Raw genomic sequence first — 17260 nt, 5'->3', positions numbered from 1 at the left:
TTACCTTGAACAAGTTAGCCCCCTGCAGTAAAGCAGAGAGCTAACGATGACATACTCTTTATTAACGCATTTCAGAGAATAAAGGACCGCGTCGAAGCGTATGCTGAACCTGACTTTGCTGGCCATATCCGTTAGGATCATCTGGCAAAATCAGTTCGCTATGGTCCTCGTCAACTTCCTCAGCTTCCTGAGCTGCCTTTTCCATCTCACGCATCTGAGAAGGAGTAAGCGGTCTGCTTAAGAAAACACGATCTCGAGGAGCGAGTGGTTCTTCCCCACGATTTACGACGACATCAGACAGGAACTTATCAAGTGCTTTCTTTTCCTCGGAATCTTCTTCAGTCGCTGCCGGACCAGTAAAAATAGCACGAACCATCCAGCGAGGACCATCAATTCCCACGATTCGAGAAGTTACTTCTCGCCCCTGCACTTGCACTGGAAGAAGGATTTCCTTACCAAACTCTCCATTGACCTCTTGAGCTTTCATACGATTATCCAAGAGTTCTTGACGAATTTCATCCCAAATACCGCTCGACTTAGGGGCTGCGAAAACTTCCATCTCTAACGACGACTTCTCATATGTGATTGTCGCGCTAATGATGTTACCTTCAGGATTCGTTGCCTTCAAACGAAGTTCAATTCCAAAGAGGAATGGTAAATAAAGTGCCCCCATATTAAGATACTCGTCGTAATCTGGAGCATTATCATCGTTAATATCCCATGGGCCGTGAGGCTCTACTGTTTCATCTGCTTCATCAGCAGTTTCCTCAGCAACAGCATCCTCAATGACTTCATCGTCAACTTCGGCATCCTTTTTCTTACCGAATCCGAAAAATCGCATTATGTCCCTTTCGACAATTTTCTTCGTATATGTCACTGGTTGTTAAGAATACAGCACATACCTTAAAAGTGTCTGAATGTCGCATCGCGCAGCTTATACACGGTGCTGGCGAATTATTCCTAAACGTTATATGTAATAGTCAGCGGCGCATGATCAGACCAACGAGCATCATAAGAAGGTGCTCTATCAATAACGAATCCCCGTGCGCTGTCAGCTAATTCTGGTGTAGCAAACTGATAATCAATACGCCAGCCTGTATTATTATCGAATGCTTTTCCACGCTGAGACCACCATGTATATGGACCTTGAATATCACCGGCGAGGTCACGCATTACATCGACATACTCGAGCTCATTGAGCCACTTATCAATGTAGACACGTTCTTCAGGAAGGAATCCGGAAGACTCCTCATTTGCTTTCGCATTCTTGATATCAATTGGCGTGTGTGCGATATTGAAATCTCCGCACAATACTGCTTGATTTCCGCCCGCCGCGGCTATATCTTGTAGCTCACGCATTCTTTCGGTCATAGTGTCAAGGAAACGGAATTTTTGCTCCATCTTATCTGGATGATCCACATTGCCCGCGTGGACATAAACGCTCACGACTGTGATGGTGTATCCATCGGGAGTGACAATATCAGATTCGATCCAACGGCCAGAATCTACATCTTCTTCTAGCCCAGGTAAGCCATACCGTTGTGACGTCACAGGTAAAGCCGATAACAATCCTACTCCCGCGCGTCCTTTAATCCGGCATACTTCATTTTGCCTATTCAAAGGTGAACTCATAGATTCGCCGCGCGCAGATTGCATATAAATCGCGCTAATCTCATCAAAGATAGGATCAATTTCATCCTGAGGAGCGCGCACTTCTTGCATTGCCCAAATATCAGGAGTGTGCTCTTCTACCCAAGCGTACATATCCTTACGTTTCGCTGCTCGGATACCGTTCAAATTCGACGTGGTGATAGAAATGGTCATAGGACTACTCTAACGGCAACACTGACCAACATGCCCAAATCATCCATAAACAAATGTGAGGTTGAACTCATTAAGAATTCAACCTCACAGTAATGTATCATTATGCCTTTTTCTAGTCCAAACCTAGCTCAAGCTTTCCACCAGGAATAGCATCCAAGAGATCGCGCGTGTACTGGGTTTGTGGATTATTGAAGACCTCGTCAGTAGTTGCATGCTCGACTAGTTTTCCGTGCTGCATAACCACGACTTCATCAGCAATCTGGCGTACAACAGCCAAATCGTGAGTAATGAACAAATACGTCAATCCACGTTCTGCTTGCAAATCATTAAGCAAATGCAGCACCTGATCTTGAACAAGTACGTCCAAAGCAGACACAGCTTCATCAGCTACGATAACGTCAGGATTCAATGCCATTGCACGAGCAACTGCAATTCGCTGGCGCTGCCCACCCGAAAGTTCGTTTGGATAACGACTCATAACAGACTGAGGCATCTCAACCATGTCAAGTAATTCACGTACACGTGCTTCACGAGACTTCTGATCACCTATCTTATGAATTCGAAGTGGCTCCTCAATAGAACGATAAATCGTGTATGTAGGATCCAATGAACCATAAGGGTTCTGGAACACAGGCTGCACATGACGTCTAAAATCAAGTAATTGCTTAGCATTGAAGCTATGAATATCTTCACCTTCGTACGTGACAGTACCTGAAGTCGGATTAAGCAAATGCAAAACCATATTTGCAACTGTTGATTTACCTGAGCCAGACTCACCTACGATAGCTAATGTCGTGCCACGCTTAACGTCGAAGGACACATCATCAACTGCCTTAAACAGCTCACGACGTCCCGGTACCTTGAATTCTTTGACAAGGTTCTTCACCGAGATAACGGTATCGCTAATATTCTCAGGATGACCGCTCTCTTGCTGCTTTGAATGAACTTCAGCACGTTCCTTTGTAGATTCCAATCGCTTAGATGCCAAAGATGGTGCAGCAGCAACCAGACGCTTAGTGTATGGATGCTGAGGGTGCTGGAGAACTTCCAAACTAGGACCAGATTCTACAATCTGTCCCTTATACATAACCACGATATGCTGAGCACGTTCAGCCGCCAATCCCAAATCGTGAGTAATGAATAGAACAGCTGTTCCCAATGAATCAGTCAGAGTATGTAAATGATCCAAAATTCGCTTTTGAACTGTTACGTCCAAAGCAGAAGTAGGCTCATCTGCAATCAGCAAACGAGGACGAGCAGCAAGACCCATAGCGATGAGTGCACGCTGACGCATACCGCCTGAATATTCATGAGGATATTGACGTGCACGCATAGCAGCGTCAGGAAGACCAGCTTCATCGAGAAGCCCCGCAATACGATCACTCATCGAGGAACCAGTCACATACTCGTTAGCTATTTCTTCAGCTTTTTTCTCGTCAATCCCTGCCTTCACCATGTCATGGCGAACATTCCATCGAGTAACGGATCCTGCAGTCCACTCCTTATCCCAAGTGTCAAAGGTCTCATCAGAGATGATTCCTTCTCCAGCCTTCTTAGCTGCTTCAAGTAAAGCTGAACGCTTATCAGAACCCAAGAAGAGTTCGTCAGAATCATCGTGAACGTTTTCATATGCAATTCTTTCAGCCTCGGTCATGTTTAGACCTTCAGCAATTTTAATGCGCTGTTCACGTGTAATATCGATATTATTCGCTTTAAGAGCTTCCTTAATCTGCGTATCAATACGATACACAGGATTGAGGTTAGACATTGGATCTTGTGGAACTAAGCCCATCTTCAGACCGCGAATTGCTTCAAACTGCTTTTGGGTATAATGAGAAATTTCTTTGCCCTCAAGCTTAATGCTTCCACCAGTGATATGACCAGTACCCGGGAGCAAACCTAGGACAGACATAGCCGATGTAGACTTACCAGATCCCGACTCACCTACAATTGCCACCCACTGACCAGGATAAACATTGAAAGTTGCATCACGAACTGCTTTAACTGCTCCAGCTGAAGTATTGAATTCAACTTGAAGATCCTTGACCTCGAGTATTGGCTCAGGGATATTTGTATTTTCAGTCATTATTTACTCCTCGACCTTACTCAGTACGGCTCTTTGGATCTAATGCGTCACGCACTGCATCACCAAGCATGATGAATGCGAGAGCTGTAATAGCCAATGCAGCAGATGGATAGAACAAAATCATTGGCTGAGTACGAAGCATGGTTTGTGCTGTAGAAATATCGCCACCCCAGCTCACATTCCCTGAAGGCATACCTAAACCGAGGAAGCTCAATGTAGCTTCAAGAACGATATAACTAGCAAGCGACGTTGTACCCACAACCAAAACTGGCGCTAACGCGTTTGGAATAATGTGGCGGAACAAATTACGCATTGGTGTCGACCCCAATGCAGTAGAAGCAGTGTTAAATTCAAGGTTCTTTGCTTCCAAAACAGAGCTTCGAGCGATACGAGCGATAGAAACCCAACCAAACATTGCCATTACCAAAATGATTTTCCAAATGGAAGTAGATGAACGGAACATCTGAAGAACTACGATAGCACCGAGAAGCAGCGGAACTGCATAGAAGATATCTACGATACGGGAAAGAATAGAATCAATCCAACCGCCGAAGAAACCTGCGATTGCACCAATAATTCCACCAAGTAAGATAACGATCAGCGTGGTCGCAATACCAACAGTAAGAGATGTACGTGTGCCGTAAATAACGCGAGCATAAATATCGCAGCCCTGTAAATCAAATCCAAAAGGATGACCAGCAGTTGCCGCTCCCCTAGAGTTATCCAATGTACAATAGTTCGGATCAAGATTCGTAAATACTCGTGGGAATACAGCCACAAATGCAATAAAAAGAATCACCAATGCTGCAATGATAAACAGCGGATTCTTACGAAGAGTTCTCCACGCGTCAGCCCACATGCTTGTAGCAGGAGCATCGGTGTCTACAGCATCGACAGCACGTAACGGAGTTTCTTCAATTGGCGCCACGTAGCGCTCTTGACCTGGCAGTGCAGAAATAGTATTAGTCATGTTCAGCCTCTCCTTACGCGTAACGAATTCGTGGATCGAGTGCCGCATACAGCATGTCAACCGCTAAATTACATACAACGAATATAAGTACAAGCACAGTAACTATGGATACGACCAAGTTCGATTCGCCTTGGAGAATTGCCTTGTACAAAGTATTACCGATACCGTTGATATTGAAGATGCGTTCAGAAATCATAGCGCCACCCATTAAGGCACCCAAATCAGCTCCAAGATATGTCACCACTGGGATGAGCGAGTTGCGCAAAATATGATTAACGATAACGCTACGATTGCTCAGGCCCTTTGCACGTGCGGTACGCACATAATCAAGTGTTCTATTAGATGCAACCTCAGTACGAGTCAAACGAATAATGTATGCCATGGAAGTTGAGCCAAGAACCATAGCTGGCATAAGCAAATCGATAAATCCTGGATTTGCTCCTGCGGTTACCGGGAAGATATGCCACTGCACACCAAGGAAGTACTGCATAACGAAACCAGTTACGAAGGTTGGTACAGAAATGAGCAAGAGTGAGACAATTAAGATAACGGAGTCGTACCACTTGCCCTTCTTGAGTCCGGAAACAATACCAAAAATAACACCAAAAATAGCTTCGAAGACGAATGCCATCAAGCCTAGTCGGATAGTTACCGGGAATGCGGCCGCCATAACGTCAATTACTGGGCGATTGCCGCGAAGCGTATTACCAAAATCAAATGTCAGTGCATTCTTCAAAAAGTAGAAATACTGAATAATAAATGGTTGATCGAGATGGTACTCAGCACGAATCTGTTGAGCAATTGCCTGATTTACAGGCTTATCGCCAAACATTGCCACAACTGGATCACCTGGAAGTGCGAAGACCAATGCGTAAATCAGCAAAGTCGTGCCCAAGATAACAGGTATCATTTGTAGCACGCGGCGCAGAAAGTACTTCCACATATTATATCTTCTCCTTGTGCTTTTCCCTCTTGTAAAAGTTTGAGCTATAAAGCAGTTAAGACTCTCGTTCGAGATTCTTCGTTTTGTTCCATCGATTCATCAAATATTTGCGATGAAAACTCAGCGGCATATATATTGCTTGCACAACACGTGCTTACAAAACTTAAGTTTTTGTAAGCGCATCATGCTGCCTTCTTAATTTATGCCACACATATTAATACAAGTATTAAATTATAAAATTCAAATTTTTTATCATCAATGGTGCTCATCTCATGAAACGAAATGAGCACCATCATTATAAATGCGTTCGCTACTTATTCGCAATACCTTACTTGGTAATGTTTGCATAGTCTGGCAAAGAGTTCCAACCGATGTTGAAGCCCTTTACACCCTGTGCTGCTGCACCAGTGTTATTGCGATAGTAAATAGGAATTGCTGGAAGATCTTGGAGCAAGATTTCCTCTGCCTGCTGGTAGATCTTATTTGCGTCTTCTGTGCTAGAAGCTGCTGCTGCCTTTTCGAGCAATGCATCGAATTCTGGGTTCTTGTAGTCACCATCATTCGAGCCGTGACCGTCTGCTGCCGAAGAGCTGTACAGAGGCTGCAAGTAGTTTTCAGCTGATGGATAATCCGGCATCCAACCTGCACGGAAACCAGACTTCAGGGAACGATTGTTAATTTCCTGGCGAAGCTCCTGGAAGGTAGCTACTGGGTTAGTTGCTACATCAATATTCAATGCATTCTTAATGGAGTTGACATAAGCGTCAAAGATGTCCTTGTGACCACCATCAGCATTGTAAGCCAATGTGAGCTTAGAGTTGCCCCAATCACTGATTGCATTAGCTTGATCCCAAAGCTTCTTAGCTTCAGAAGCGTTATACTTCAAAACTTCGTTCCCCTTGAGGTCTTCGGAGTATCCAGGAATCGCAGGGCTGATATAGTCAACAGCTGGAGTACCGGTCCCACCAAGAACCTTTTGTACAATCTGTTCACGGTTAATAGCGCGAGAGATAGCCTGGCGACGCAAGCGACCTTCTTCGTTATAACCAAAGTGTTCAATAGTTGCAGGAATGATGATTGTCTGAATTGTAGCACCTGGCTTGTTAAATGCCTGAATGGTGGAATCAGACTCGAAAGTAGTAGTTGCTGATGAAGGGACAGTATCCATTACATCAAGGTTTCCAGCCTGAATATCTGCATAAGCAGTATCGACATCAGTGTAGATCTTGAAATCTACGCCTGCGTTCTTTGCTGGGAAATTACCCTTGTAATCATCATTCTTTTCCAAAGAAATAGACTGATTGTGAGTCCATGACTTGAACTTGTATGGACCGTTACCTACTGGCTTCTCACCAAATGCCTTTGGATCCTTATAGAAGGATTCTGGAAGTGGCGAGAATGCAGAATAGCCAACCTGAATTGGGAATGTAGATGATGGAGCAGTGAGCTCTACACTGAAGTGAGTTGCATCAGTTACGCTCAAACCAGAAAGCTGAGCATCTGAAGCAGTTCCATCAGCCTGCAAATCATCGTAACCCTTGATATTAGAGAACCAAGAATTGTTAAGCTGTGCATTAGTTACTACTGCTGCATAGCTCCATGCCTTGGTAAAGGACTCTGCTGTTACCTTAGTACCGTCCGAGAAGGTCCAATCTGGATTAATCTCGATATCGAACTTAGTATTATCATCGTTTGCCTTGATAGACTTTGCAACTTCATTATGCGCATTGCCATCAGCATCAAAACCAACAAGACCGGAGAAAAGCAATTGAATTACTCGGCCACCACCATTTTCATTAGTGTTTGCTGGAATAAGTGTGTTTTCTGGTTCGGAACCATATGCAGTAATCACAGCATCAGTGGATGCGGAATTTGAAGAGCTGTTATTATTCCCAGCACCGCAAGCACCCAATGCCAACACTGCAGCAGCAACTGCAGCGGTGATCATTGTAATCTTAGACTTCTTCATGATTTCTCTTTCTTTTAGTTATCCTTAGGTGAATCCGCTAAGGAAAATACGCATAAAAAACGATGTGACATGATTGCGTCTTTTGAACGTATCGAATAATGTATCAGAAAAATGTTTCAATACAAGTCATATTTCGTTTACAATCATATTTTTTCTTAAATATTTATACAATGTACTGTATAAAAACATGCATAAACTGAGGAAAATAGCCATTATTCATGAATATTTATAAAAATATCCATTTGTATCACATAATGAGATTTCATTACTTATTTGCGAGATTATCGTGTTATTGAATTTGACATATTACGAATTTGTTAACTAATTATTACTCATTGTACCAGTTTTATGCACGAGGAAAAGCCTGCTCATATTTTTTCTTCAGTTGTTCCAAAGAAACGTGTGTATAGCGTTGAGTCGTAGATAAAGAAGAATGCCCTAACATTTCTTGAACTTCGCGCAAATCTGCTCCTCCATCCAGAAGATGCGTCGCAGCAGTATGTCGTAACGCGTGAGGTGCAATGTCAGGAACTCCAGCCGCTCGAGCTCTTTCATGAACTATAGAACGCACCTGTCGCTGATTAATACGCCCTCCACGAGAGCCTAGGAATAGAGCAGCCGATGGCGTCTCCTCTGTTACAAGTTGCACTCTTGCACTATTTATCCAACTATCCAGAGCATGCATAGCCGGAAGACCAAATGGTACAACGCGTTGTTTATTGCCCTTACCTGTGACTCGAACTATTCGTTGATCTAAATCGATGTCACCTAAATCGAGCGAAACTAATTCGGCTACGCGCACCCCAGTGGCATACATGAGCTCCATCATTGCATTATCACGAAGAGCGATCGCACTGTGGTCTTCTTCTTGTTCGCGTACAGTTTGAGTTTCGACTATCGCTTGAGCTTGACTTTTATTGAGTACTTCCGGAAGTCGAGATGCCTGTTTAGGAGTCGCAAGATTAGCTGCAGGATTCGATTGAACCATGTCGTGACCATGAGCATATTCAAAAAAGCCACGTAAAGCTACAACTTTTCGAGCAAGCGAGGTCTTGCTCATCCCTGCATGCAAAGCGTGCGCCATCCAAGATCGAAGCTGATCACGAGTAACATCATCCAATTTATCTATTCCTCGCAAATGCAAAATATGCATTGCCTGCTCAATATCAGAGATGTACGCTTTTACCGTGTTAGCACTCAACCCTTTATTAATCGTCAAATACTCACTATATGCATCAACGCATTCTTGTACTGCTGGACTTAGCGTATACAATTCTTTATCTGTCACGTAGCTCACCCCTACAGTACTGCGCATATCAAAGTTCATGATAGCGATAATTATTCTCTGACACCTTCATATATTGTCCTCTTGAAATTACAATAGTTATATGGATATCGCGAAAAAATATGCAAACATTCCACAAGGTGCACGCGTAGTAATTCGCACGCATGACGGTATAGATGAGTTCTCAGGCAGAATTCAATACCGCGATTATGTAGGCCACGTAGACCATACAACCGATAATTCGATCGTTCTCAATCGAGATGGTTCAGCAAACGGTCATCGTCCTTCTGAAATTGTTGACATACCATTCGCAAAAATTGTACGACTCAAACCAATCCCAGAACGACCAGTTTTGAAAAAGATCGATTGAGCGTCAGAAGCCGCACGAACACTTGTACAGTTACAGGTATTCCCGTCCCATTATCCCTATTCGTCGCGCAAATGTGGAAAGTGGCGCACTATAGCTTCAACAGAGTCAATGAATTCAATTCGCCCACCTTTGCGTGAGGCTTGAACCAACTGATTTGCCCATTCATGAGAACTCGTTGAAAGAGCAAGCGAATACACACCTTCAGGAACTTTATCCTTCAATTTTGCACGTACATCTCTATAAGGTTGTGCGCTCTCAAAGAATTGTTCGAGACCTTTATCGTATATATTTCGCTCAGTTTCGCGCTTATCAAGCAAGTCGGCGATATCACTCAACTGTTGAGAAATATCATGCAATAGGTTCGCAACGTTATCTGGATTTTCATCAACCATCGCAAACGTTCTATCTGGAGTTGTTAAAGCTACTCGTGTCATATCTCTCCACGAACCCGCCGATAAAGCTAATGCAAGATTCGACTGAGGATTACGCACAATTTGGGCAGCGAGAGCTGTAGCAACCACATGTGGCATATGTGATATTTGAGCTGTCGCTTGATCATGATCATCAGCGCTTGCGACAACAAAACGATTATGTACTCCATCGCATACCATTCGTGCGACCTTTAAGAAATGCTCAAACTCAGTATCATTCTCTACAGTAATCGCCCATGTAGCATTATCAAAAAGGCTAACATCGGAAGCATCAAACCCAGCAAGTTCATTACCTGCCATCGGATGGGCACCCACGAATTGCTTACGCAGCCCGTATCTGCTTACAGTAGCGAGCACTTCTCGCTTTACCGACCCAACGTCCGTCAGGGTCGTCGATGGAGCGAGTTTGTCGGATAGCTGCTTTAAAACAGAATCCATAGCCTTAAGAGGCGTACAAAGTACGAGGATATCTGGCTGAGATGCTGCAAGCTCTGGAAGGCTTTTCACGCATACGATACCATTTTTCCGAGCAGCCTCATATGACTGACTTCTATGATTCCATGCAGTTACATCATAGCCTGAATTCACTAAGATGCGGGCAAGAGATCCTCCGATGAGACCTAATCCAGCGATAGCAATTCTCATGCTTGCTCTTCCCCACTTTCTCCATCACAGTCGGTGCTTAATCCATGCTCCTGTGACACTCTCATATGCGTTAGCATTGCATTGATACCCCTGTGTGGGAGATTCCATTGCTTAATGGGCAGCGAATGAGTTGTACGCTGAGGATACACCGCCATAATTTTTAACCAATCGCCATGTTCCTCAATTTCCTGAAATACATGCTGGACTGAAGATTCCCAAGGTGCTGCATCAATTGTTATAACAAAGCTATACGTGCCATCCACGCCTTTAATAGGACGCGAAATAAGACTCGTCATATTTAATCCATTATCGCGAAAAACGTCAAGCAAATTAGCAATAACGCCTGGACCAATCGACAGTGGAATAACTGTAAGAATAGTTTCACATTCGATTCCACAATTCTCACGAATAGTATTAGTGTCCAAGGCTTTTTCACGTGATTGTAGGAGCAGGAAATCTGTATGCGCATGAGCATAATCCTGAACACTTTCCTGCCAAGTATGAAGTCCGTATAACTCGCCACTTTTGTGAGGCGCCAAAGCAACCTGATGCGGTTTAAGATCTTTACAAGCAGCACTATTAGAAGAAGATGGAACTTCACGTAAATTATGCTCTTCTATAAATTGAGTGCATTGGGCTAGTCCATGAGGATGCGCTGTCACTTCAGTGATTTCGCCACAATCAGGACGTACAAATGCATCAAATTGTATGTTAAGGCTAATGCGCTGCGTTCCTGCTACGTTATGGGAATTCATAAGTCGATCGAGATTCGTTGCCACATATCCTTCGACATTGTTTTCCCACGCAATTATGCCGTCGCCACGACCTTGTTCGACATTATTAAAAATTTCTCGTTCGCTCGCGCAGGCAACGTACTCAATTTCATTGTTTGTAAAACATTTTGTGCCTGCTATACGGGCCGCTTGGAATGTAAAGGAACCTTCAGGACCTAGATAAAAAAGCTTCATAATGGCGAATCCTACTCGTCGTCTCTGAATGCTCTTAACCACTTACTTGGTAAAAATGCAACTACCACATGAACGAAAATAATTCCGTAGAGCCATATATACGCAGCATTAATAGACCAAAATGTCGTTAACGCAGCTCCCCCAGTGACGACAAGGGTACTCGTAATACTACCTTGTAAAGCAAGATACCACGCTGCACAACTAGCGATCACAGCATGGAGCAACTCATGCCAGATACCGCCACGCACTCCCGCTAGAAATGCAAAAAAGGCAACAATTAATAAGCTAAGAACCAACCCATACGGGACGTTATAAGCAGCTCCCAAACGGTATGTAAAAGTGCCTACTATACCAATTACAAGAGCTGAGATAACTGTGCATAAGACATCTCGAATAATTGATTGAGAAGGCACTTTATTTCCTTACCGTTTACTTACTTACGGTTATGTAACCAGTAATTCTACTTCTATTCTAGTTTTACTGACCTTGCTTGGACTGGCGACGCTGCTGAGCATGCCACTTGTACCATGCATCACGACTCAAGATAATCTTGCGTACGCGGATGGATTCTGGCGTTACTTCTACACATTCGTCATCATTTGCGAAGTCAAGGGATTCTTCCAAACTCATTTGAATTGGAGGTGTCAATGTTTCAAGAACATCAGCAGTTGCCGAACGCATATTGGTCATATGCTTTTCCAAGGTGATATTGATATCCAAATCACCCGGCTTACCAGTAACGCCTACTACCTGACCTTCGTATACCGGAGACTGTGGCTGTACGAAGAAGTTTCCACGTGCTTGCAACTTCTGCATTGCGTATGGACTTGCCTTACCCTGACGATCTGCAACCATGGAACCATTTTGGCGCACCACGATTTCGCCTGCCCACTGATCATAACCAGCAGAAATGGAGGAAGCAATACCAGTGCCACGTGTGCTTGACAAAAGCTGGGTACGGAATCCAATCAAACCACGGCTTGGTACAGTAAACTCCATACGTACCCAACCAGATCCGTGATTAGTCATTGAATCCATACGGCCCTTACGCGCAGCCATAAGCTGAGTAACTGCACCCATGTATTCTTCAGGAACGTCAATTGTCGAATGCTCAAATGGCTCGAGAGTCTTACCATCTTCCTTCTTCGTCACTACCTGAGGACGACCAACGGTAAGTTCGAAACCTTCACGACGCATTTCTTCCGCGAGAACAGCCAAAGCAAGTTCGCCACGGCCACGTACTTCCCACACATCCGGACGATCAGTATCGTGTACCTGAATAGAAACGTTACCAATCAATTCCTTATCAAGGCGATCCTTAAGCATACGAGCTGTAAGCTTATGATCCTTACCCTCAGTACCTGCAAGAGGTGAATCATTGGTACCAAAAGTCATCGAAATAGCTGGCTCGTCGACGTGGATCAGAGGCAATGGCTGTGGATCGCTTGGATCGACAATCGTCTCACCAATCATAATATCGTTAACACCAGCGATTGCAACGATATCGCCAGGACCAGCGGTTTCTGCTGGAACGCGATCAAGTCCGTCCGTACGCAAAATCTCGGTAAGCTTGAAGTTTTGAATTGTTCCATCAGTACGCGACAGACCGTACTGCTTTCCCTTCACAAGTTCACCAGAGTAAATACGTACGAGTCCCAAACGTCCCAAATAATCGGATGCATCAATGTTCGTAACGTGTGCTTGAAGTGGAGCATCTTCGTTGTAATGTGGAGCAGGAATATTCTTCACAATCATCTCAAAGAGTGGCTCAAGATTATCATTGTCTGGAACATCTCCATCAGCTGGCTGATTTACAGATGCACGTCCAGCTTTAGCAGCGCAGTAGATTACTGGCAAATCGAGCAATGAATCAAGGTCAAGCTCAATACCTTCTTCAACTACATCTTGTGCCAAGCCAAGAAGCAAATCTGTTGCTTCGGAAACAACCTCGCTAATACGAGCGTCAGGACGATCGGTCTTATTAATGGCCAAAATTACTGGGAGCTTTGCTTCAAGCGCCTTACGCAATACGAAACGAGTCTGTGGCAAAGGACCTTCGGAAGCATCGACGAGCAAAACAACACCATCAACCATGGAAATACCACGTTCGACCTCACCACCGAAATCAGCGTGGCCAGGGGTATCAACTACGTTAATGATGATACCGTCTTTTTCGCCAAGCTCAGCAGCTGCTGGACCGTTATAATCGATAGCTGTGTTCTTTGCAAGGATAGTAATACCCTTCTCGCGCTCGATATCACCAGAATCCATAACACGGTCTGGAACTTCCTCACGCTCAGAGAAAACGTTGGACTGCTGAAGCATCGCGTTTACGAGAGTGGTCTTACCGTGATCTACGTGTGCGACGATAGCCACATTACGGATATTAGAGCGGATTGCCATTGATTTAACCTCTTTAATTACTTAATAAAAACCTTTGTAAGCTTACGCTTGCTTAAAGACACACGATTACATACCCCTGCAGGCATCCGCGCACGCCTACTTGATAACCATTATCGAGAACTGTTATCAACAAACGTCATCAAGCGATATCCTTAAGCAACGTCATCAGAAACATCTGTCGGAATTGATTGTGGCAGGAATGGAGCAAGACTTGGTAGCTCCTCTATTCCTTGTATATTCATTTTATCTAAAAATAGACCCGTAGTCACGAGCAAAGAAGCACGTGTTTGTTCATCTTCGCCCTGCTCACGAATAAGTCCTCGTACAGTAAGCGATCGAATAACTCCATCTGAGTTCACTCCGCGAATAGCACTTACCTGAGCTCTTGTAATAGGCTGCTTGTACGCGATAATAGCAAGAGATTCAAGAGCAGCTTGCGAAAGCCGTGATGTTTGACCATCGGTAATAAATTTTGCAACCACTTGTTCAAATTCTTGAGCACTCATCAGCTGCCATCCTTGCAAACTATGATGGAGTTCGAATCCTCGTTTTTCATGGTCATAGGACTGACTAAGCTTGTCGAGCATTTGATTGATTAGCTCAATATTGTCTTCATTATCACCGTTTTCTTCAGAAATATAGCCTGTTTGCACAAGGACATGTACAAGTTCATTCGCTTCGATCGGGCGATCAGATGCCATAAGAATAGCTTCTAATACAGGATATAACGCATCCTGGGAAACGGGCGAATTGCTGTCCATGTAGTTTTCTTCGCGCTCACTCATGCAAAATCTCCCTCTGAAATTGCGACCACGTCCGTATTTTCTGCAGTATCGTTATCACTAAGCCAACGCACATGTAGTTCATCAAATGGCTCATCTTGCTTAAATTGGACAACTCCTTGCTTAAAGAAAGCGAGCAACGCAAGGAAGCGAGCAACGATTTCTATCTTGTGTGTAGCATCAGCTATCAATTGACTAAATGTAATGTCTTTTTTATTACCAGCAGCACGCAGTTTATCTCGAACAACTGCTGCTTGAGCTCGCAAATCGACAAGTGGCACATGAAGCTGACGTATAGATACCTCACTTGCTGGAGCGTTAGAGATAACTTCTGCTGCAAGCTTTGCAAAGTCATCAGCTGGCATAGACCACTCTAGCTGCGGCATCAAGGATTGCAACGTTTCCATCAAAACACCGGGATGAGCAAATCGTCCCGAATTCGCCGCAATGCGCTGTCTAAAATCTTCGCCTGCCTGTTTAAACGCACGATATTGCAAAAGCCTTGCAAACAACAAATCCCTCTCTTGCAAGGATTCGAGATTAATATCGAGATCCGAGTTTTCATCATCTCGTGGAATAAGACTAGCAGACTTCGCCTCTACGAGGATGGACGCGACATCAATAAAAGAGCTAACCTGGTCAGCGTCTCGAGCCATATCGAGGTGCTTAACATAGTCCACAAATTCCTCAGTAATTTCCGACAACGAAATCTGAGTTAACTCAAGCTGTCTTTGAGACAATAGGTTCAACAGCACGTCAAAAGGCCCTTGATAACTTTTCAAGTTAACGTTAAAGACCTCTGCCACTCTTGCTTCTCTCGCTTTATTCCGATACTCAGATACTCATGAACTGGCTAGTAAATCGCATTATACGTAGTAGCACAAGCACTAACCGCCCAATTCGTACTATGCAACAATTCCTTTAGCTACGATTTCGCGAGCAACCTCACGATATTCTTTAGCAGTAGCATGTTGAGGAGAAAACATCGTAATTGGTTTCGCTGCAACAGATGCATCTGCAATTTTAATCGAGCGTGTAATTACCGTATGGAAAACCTTTCCTGGGAAAGCTTCTTGAATACGTTGAAGAACTTCTTCCGCATGTAATGTACGCGTATACATCGTTACGAGTACACCGTAAACTTCCAAATTTGGATTAATACGGCTCTTCACCTTATCGATAGAATCCATGAGCAAAGCCACACCACGCAATGCGAAGAACTCTGCTGCTACAGGAATAATAACGCCATCAGCAGCTGTAAGTGCGTTAACTGTGAGCAAACCAAGAGAAGGCTGGCAATCGATAATTATAAGATCATACTCATTCTTCACTTGACGCAAAACCGATGCCAATACTTGTTCACGACCAACTTCCGTAACAAGCTGAACTTCAGCAGCAGACAAATCAATATTTGCTGGAATAACGTCAAGATTTGGGAAACGCGTTTGCTGAATTACCTCATGCACATCCATACGTGGATTAAACATAGCGGTATATATAGTATTCGGAACTTTGTTAGCGTTAACGCCTAAAGCTACCGATGCAGCCCCTTGAGGGTCAAAATCAACTATGAGCACTCGTCGCCCATACTGGCTCAAAGCACCTGCGATATTAACGCTACTTGTCGTTTTACCGACACCGCCCTTTTGATTGCACATAGCAATAATTCGAGCTGGACCATGCTGCTCAAGCGTTCGCGGTGCTGGGAAAGCTTCGTACTCTCGTCCCAAAAGATCTGTAGGCATGTTTATTACATTAGCACGCTATACGGAATGCAACCGCCGTATTTTCGTTATGCATAATACTTTTTGAAGACACGTTCTGTCAACGGCACATGAAGCATAAGCATACTTCCATATCCAATAACTATTACGAGGAAAAGAAAACGTGGCATATACATGAAAGTAGCGATAATTATCCCAACAAAAATCGCATCAATAATGACAAGAACTATGGTCGTCGTCCAGTGTGTCACTCCAAAAACTAATCCATTAAATAATGTACGTCCGATAGAATTTTCAAAACGTGCTTGAGTAGCGAATGTCCATTCACATCCGATAACCCATACGATACTTAAGCCATATTGGATAATTAATAGCTCACGAATATGCACGAAAAACCACATATACCCTAGAGCAATCCCTACGATCATATACGGCAGCCACAGCACAATTGACTGACGCAAATTCTCACGCAGTGCAGTAAAGTAATTGCGTAGCACTCCTCTACCTTCACCGTACAGAGTCTTTCGAGCTGTAACGTTTCCAGCAGTAAGAGACGCCCCTATCGTGATCACAGGAATTGATGTAAGAATCATCAAGATATTGATGATAATTCCATCAGTAAAATTACCCCACGCCTGCATAAAACGCGAGTCGGGCGAAAGCCAATTCATAGCTACTCCTTAGCACCTGCGATTAAATTAAATTGAATTTAATTAGCATCAAACACAGTACACTGTTATACGAAAGCAGCCATACAGCTAAAACTGTACAGCTGCTTAGTATACGCAATTTAGTATCAGCCCTTTACGGCACCCGCCATAACACCGCTGACTATATACTTTTGGCATACGAGATAGAAA

At 43.9% G+C, this 17260-nt stretch carries 16 protein-coding genes; 1 reads left to right on the top strand and 15 read right to left on the bottom strand.

What is annotated here, in order from left to right; genetic code table 11:
- Positions 1 to 61: 61 nt before the first annotated feature.
- The 7 genes from EJ419_RS02100 to xerA form a co-directional block, all read right to left on the bottom strand.
- Entirely contained in the window at positions 62 to 841 is a 780-nt protein-coding gene (locus EJ419_RS02100; RefSeq protein WP_131283276.1) for a DUF3710 domain-containing protein, read from the bottom strand.
- 119 nt (positions 842 to 960) lie between these two features.
- Entirely contained in the window at positions 961 to 1824 is an 864-nt protein-coding gene (locus EJ419_RS02095) for an exodeoxyribonuclease III (protein ID WP_131283275.1), read from the bottom strand.
- A gap of 112 nt (positions 1825 to 1936) precedes the next feature.
- Positions 1937 to 3910 (bottom strand): dipeptide ABC transporter ATP-binding protein, encoded by a 1974-nt coding sequence (locus EJ419_RS02090; protein ID WP_131283274.1) that lies wholly within the window; start codon positions 3908 to 3910, stop codon positions 1937 to 1939.
- A 16-nt stretch (positions 3911 to 3926) separates the two neighbouring features.
- Positions 3927 to 4880 carry an ABC transporter permease gene (locus EJ419_RS02085; protein WP_131283273.1) on the bottom strand — a complete coding sequence of 318 codons (954 nt, stop codon included), beginning with the start codon at positions 4878 to 4880 and terminating at the stop codon, positions 3927 to 3929.
- A gap of 13 nt (positions 4881 to 4893) precedes the next feature.
- Positions 4894 to 5823, bottom strand: a complete 930-nt coding sequence (locus EJ419_RS02080; protein WP_131283272.1) for an ABC transporter permease — start codon at positions 5821 to 5823, stop codon at positions 4894 to 4896.
- A gap of 328 nt (positions 5824 to 6151) precedes the next feature.
- Entirely contained in the window at positions 6152 to 7792 is a 1641-nt protein-coding gene (locus EJ419_RS02075; protein WP_240680306.1) for a peptide ABC transporter substrate-binding protein, read from the bottom strand.
- 346 nt (positions 7793 to 8138) lie between these two features.
- Complete coding sequence (gene xerA, locus EJ419_RS02070) at positions 8139 to 9080, bottom strand: site-specific tyrosine recombinase/integron integrase (protein ID WP_240680305.1); 942 nt, start codon at positions 9078 to 9080, stop codon at positions 8139 to 8141.
- A 100-nt stretch (positions 9081 to 9180) separates the two neighbouring features.
- Between xerA and EJ419_RS02065 the strand changes: the two genes are divergently transcribed.
- Positions 9181 to 9447, top strand: a complete 267-nt coding sequence (locus EJ419_RS02065; RefSeq protein ID WP_131283270.1) for a DUF6725 family protein — start codon at positions 9181 to 9183, stop codon at positions 9445 to 9447.
- A 56-nt stretch (positions 9448 to 9503) separates the two neighbouring features.
- Here EJ419_RS02065 and EJ419_RS02060 read toward each other — a convergent pair whose 3' ends face one another.
- The 8 genes from EJ419_RS02060 to EJ419_RS02025 form a co-directional block, all read right to left on the bottom strand.
- Positions 9504 to 10523 (bottom strand): prephenate dehydrogenase, encoded by a 1020-nt coding sequence (locus tag EJ419_RS02060; RefSeq protein WP_131283269.1) that lies wholly within the window; start codon positions 10521 to 10523, stop codon positions 9504 to 9506.
- Positions 10520 to 11491: a prephenate dehydratase gene (locus EJ419_RS02055; protein WP_131283268.1), complete on the bottom strand. Its 972-nt coding sequence runs from the start codon at positions 11489 to 11491 to the stop codon at positions 10520 to 10522. Before EJ419_RS02055 ends, EJ419_RS02060 begins: the two co-directional genes overlap by 4 nt.
- 11 nt (positions 11492 to 11502) lie before the next feature.
- Positions 11503 to 11904, bottom strand: a complete 402-nt coding sequence (locus EJ419_RS02050; protein WP_131283267.1) for an alcohol dehydrogenase — start codon at positions 11902 to 11904, stop codon at positions 11503 to 11505.
- Positions 11905 to 11968: 64 nt separating this feature from the next.
- Complete coding sequence (gene typA, locus EJ419_RS02045; RefSeq protein ID WP_131283266.1) at positions 11969 to 13894, bottom strand: translational GTPase TypA; 1926 nt, start codon at positions 13892 to 13894, stop codon at positions 11969 to 11971.
- A 152-nt stretch (positions 13895 to 14046) separates the two neighbouring features.
- Positions 14047 to 14679 (bottom strand): SMC-Scp complex subunit ScpB, encoded by a 633-nt coding sequence (scpB, locus tag EJ419_RS02040; RefSeq protein WP_131283265.1) that lies wholly within the window; start codon positions 14677 to 14679, stop codon positions 14047 to 14049.
- Positions 14676 to 15482, bottom strand: coding sequence for a segregation and condensation protein A (locus tag EJ419_RS02035; RefSeq protein WP_131283264.1), 807 nt, complete (start codon positions 15480 to 15482; stop codon positions 14676 to 14678). The genes scpB and EJ419_RS02035 overlap by 4 nt, the downstream gene beginning before the upstream one ends.
- 99 nt (positions 15483 to 15581) lie before the next feature.
- A complete protein-coding gene (locus tag EJ419_RS02030) occupies positions 15582 to 16421 on the bottom strand; it encodes a ParA family protein (RefSeq protein ID WP_131283263.1) in 840 nt (279 codons plus the stop codon).
- A gap of 47 nt (positions 16422 to 16468) precedes the next feature.
- Positions 16469 to 17071: a YesL family protein gene (locus EJ419_RS02025; RefSeq protein ID WP_131283262.1), complete on the bottom strand. Its 603-nt coding sequence runs from the start codon at positions 17069 to 17071 to the stop codon at positions 16469 to 16471.
- Positions 17072 to 17260: the final 189 nt, after the last annotated feature.

The organism is Alloscardovia theropitheci (assembly GCF_004332295.1).
Lineage (GTDB): Bacteria > Actinomycetota > Actinomycetes > Actinomycetales > Bifidobacteriaceae > Alloscardovia > Alloscardovia theropitheci.
This window is presented reverse-complemented; position numbering and strand designations above follow the sequence as displayed.

What these genes read in the sequence shown, in the direction of transcription:
- typA (WP_131283266.1), bottom strand. Translation starts at nt 13,894, where the DNA reads ATGGCAATCCGCTCTAATATCCGTAATGTGGCTATCGTCGCACACGTA.
- EJ419_RS02055 (WP_131283268.1), bottom strand. Translation starts at nt 11,491, where the DNA reads ATGAAGCTTTTTTATCTAGGTCCTGAAGGTTCCTTTACATTCCAAGCG.
- EJ419_RS02065 (WP_131283270.1), top strand. Translation starts at nt 9,181, where the DNA reads ATGGATATCGCGAAAAAATATGCAAACATTCCACAAGGTGCACGCGTA.
- EJ419_RS02095 (WP_131283275.1), bottom strand. Translation starts at nt 1,824, where the DNA reads ATGACCATTTCTATCACCACGTCGAATTTGAACGGTATCCGAGCAGCG.
- EJ419_RS02090 (WP_131283274.1), bottom strand. Translation starts at nt 3,910, where the DNA reads ATGACTGAAAATACAAATATCCCTGAGCCAATACTCGAGGTCAAGGAT.
- EJ419_RS02025 (WP_131283262.1), bottom strand. Translation starts at nt 17,071, where the DNA reads ATGAATTGGCTTTCGCCCGACTCGCGTTTTATGCAGGCGTGGGGTAAT.
- EJ419_RS02100 (WP_131283276.1), bottom strand. Translation starts at nt 841, where the DNA reads ATGCGATTTTTCGGATTCGGTAAGAAAAAGGATGCCGAAGTTGACGAT.
- EJ419_RS02030 (WP_131283263.1), bottom strand. Translation starts at nt 16,421, where the DNA reads ATGCCTACAGATCTTTTGGGACGAGAGTACGAAGCTTTCCCAGCACCG.
- EJ419_RS02085 (WP_131283273.1), bottom strand. Translation starts at nt 4,880, where the DNA reads ATGACTAATACTATTTCTGCACTGCCAGGTCAAGAGCGCTACGTGGCG.
- scpB (WP_131283265.1), bottom strand. Translation starts at nt 14,679, where the DNA reads ATGAGTGAGCGCGAAGAAAACTACATGGACAGCAATTCGCCCGTTTCC.
- EJ419_RS02075 (WP_240680306.1), bottom strand. Translation starts at nt 7,792, where the DNA reads ATGAAGAAGTCTAAGATTACAATGATCACCGCTGCAGTTGCTGCTGCA.
- EJ419_RS02060 (WP_131283269.1), bottom strand. Translation starts at nt 10,523, where the DNA reads ATGAGAATTGCTATCGCTGGATTAGGTCTCATCGGAGGATCTCTTGCC.
- EJ419_RS02080 (WP_131283272.1), bottom strand. Translation starts at nt 5,823, where the DNA reads ATGTGGAAGTACTTTCTGCGCCGCGTGCTACAAATGATACCTGTTATC.